Origin of the sequence: Clostridium sp. (genome assembly GCF_018372875.1) — a bacterium.
Classification (GTDB): Bacteria; Bacillota; Clostridia; order Clostridiales; family Clostridiaceae; genus Clostridium.
Genome location: NZ_JAHAIF010000094.1, coordinates 1 through 2,083 on the forward strand (window position 1 = coordinate 1; position 2,083 = coordinate 2,083).

At 29.3% G+C, this 2,083-nt stretch carries 4 protein-coding genes; all 4 read right to left on the minus strand.

Annotation, left to right across the window (positions count from 1 at the left end; genetic code table 11):
• Window positions 1-216: 216 nt before the first annotated feature.
• Window positions 217-582: an SMI1/KNR4 family protein gene (locus KIB46_RS16185; protein ID WP_363290433.1), complete on the minus strand. Its 366-nt coding sequence runs from the start codon at window positions 580-582 to the stop codon at window positions 217-219.
• Window positions 583-652: 70 nt separating this feature from the next.
• Window positions 653-907, minus strand: a complete 255-nt coding sequence (locus KIB46_RS16190; protein WP_291673245.1) for a hypothetical protein — start codon at window positions 905-907, stop codon at window positions 653-655.
• A 298-nt stretch (window positions 908-1,205) separates the two neighbouring features.
• Window positions 1,206-1,418, minus strand: coding sequence for a hypothetical protein (locus tag KIB46_RS16195; protein WP_291673246.1), 213 nt, complete (start codon window positions 1,416-1,418; stop codon window positions 1,206-1,208).
• 11 nt (window positions 1,419-1,429) lie between these two features.
• The coding region (locus KIB46_RS16200; protein WP_291673247.1) for a hypothetical protein at window positions 1,430-2,083 on the minus strand (654 nt) is incomplete at its 5' end.

A 2,083-nucleotide genomic window follows, 5' to 3' on the forward strand; every position in this document is an offset into this window, starting at 1 on the left:
TAGGTTGAAAGGTGGCATAGGTGGTAAAGATTTTAGAAAGTATTTTTAGTTTCATCAACTAGAAATTACTTTTCAATTTTTTCTTCCCCTCTGCCCCCTATTCACTTCATTATTTAAGTTATGCAGTGTTAAATTTTCTCACATTTATTGATTTAACTAATGTGCTACCCTATTATTTTTTATGCATTTAAATTGCTCTTTATTATGAATTAAGTTTTAATCTAGCATTTCTAAATAATAATTATCATCTTCTTGAATTTTTATTAAAAATTCCTCTAATGAGTCTGCTATCTTAACATCATAGTAAAAAATATTGCTTGAATTATCCTCTGTCAATTCTATTGATATTAATGCTGATTCACTACCTTCAAAAAATATTAATTTACCGTCTTCATATTCATCATATATCTCAATATCAGGATAAAATTCAAAATCACCTTTTCTTAATCTAAAATCTCTTATTGAATCAGTATCCATAATACGATTTACATTATTTTCTGACCCATTGATAAATCCGTATCCAATCTCTAATAATAAATCCTTTAACTCTCTTGGAACAGTTAAATTTAAATTTTTTCCAATTTATTTATCTCTTCTACTTTAACTGGATAGAATTTATTTCCATTCTGATATTTTAAAAATTCATATTTCACTACTTATTGCCTCCTTTAAATAATTCATTTGCTGGAGAACCAGCTCCATGTATTCCTGATTGATGTTCATTAGGAAACTTTGCTGGATGTATATTCCACCACTCATTTTCTCCTCCGAATGAATTTTCAATCACATGATGTGCATCATACTTATCCCCCACTTTTCTAATAACCTTTCCTGTGTTAGGAGAAATCACATCTTCTGTGTATGTTGGCCATTTTTGCCCTGTATTCCTTTCCCACTCTTCAATCAAGCTATTCTTAATTTTATTAAATTCATTTCTATGCTTTGCAGTTTCTTTTGGTATTAAATTCTATTTTATCACTATAAAAAGCAATTAACTAGCTTACTTATTTTTCAGCTAGTTCATTATGTCCTTTTCTTGCTGCATTATTAATATTATGCATTCATTACAGCCTCTTATTTTTATTGATACAACTATATCTTAATAATGTAATTTTTTATGCATTCAGTTACTTAATTATTATGCATTCTCAATAATAATATTTTAGTTTTTCTACTATAGTATTTTTTCTCTTATCTCATTATCACTATAAAACATCCTCTCCATATACTCCGTCATTTTGATATTGTAATATCATATTGTACATTTCTTCTCTATCATATTGACATAGTTCAGCTTCATCACTTGTTATTTCAATTCTTTTTTCTTTTACCATATGTGCTCCAGCATCATATTGCAAATAAAACTTACCCTGGTTTTCTAATAGCTTAAGACCATCATCTTCACTAATCAATCTCATTATATCCTCCTCTATTTAAACAGATGTTCATATATATAACCACCCTCTTTAACTGGGTCAACAATAGCTTCTTTAATTCCACCACTTGTATATCCACCAGGCACCCAATACTCCGGCCATGCTCCGAGTTCATTTCCAGAAGGAATCCTTATGCTAGAAGTATCTTTTATCGTAACAATAAATGGATTTTCACCTAGATATCCAGGGTCAAGTCCTAATAAAGTCTCGATTTTAGATACATCACCATTAGCATTCCTAATAATATCATTTAATTCACTTCTTGACATTACAAATGTTCCTCCCTTACCACCAATAGTTCCAGATGGTTCATTTGGCATAATCTTTACAGCTCCGCTTTCTTTAAATGAATTTAAATGATTACTTATATAGCCATCACTTAAATATGAATCTGGTAATGGCTTTTTCCCTTTGGATATTCCTTTTATCTTTTCTACTTGTTCATATGTTAAACCGTCTTCTCTAAGTTTATTCCAAGCTGAATATTTCTTTCCATCTTGGTAAGACATCTCTCCAAATTCCGAATATTTATAATAATCAGGATTACTTACCCCCTTTATAGCATTATTTATCGGATTTTCATTATGATAATCAAGAATTCTATTATTATATCTATCTAATCCTAGTTCATATTCCCAATTCTTTTG

What these genes read in the sequence shown, in the direction of transcription:
- KIB46_RS16195 (WP_291673246.1), bottom strand. Translation starts at nt 1,418, where the DNA reads ATGAGATTGATTAGTGAAGATGATGGTCTTAAGCTATTAGAAAACCAG.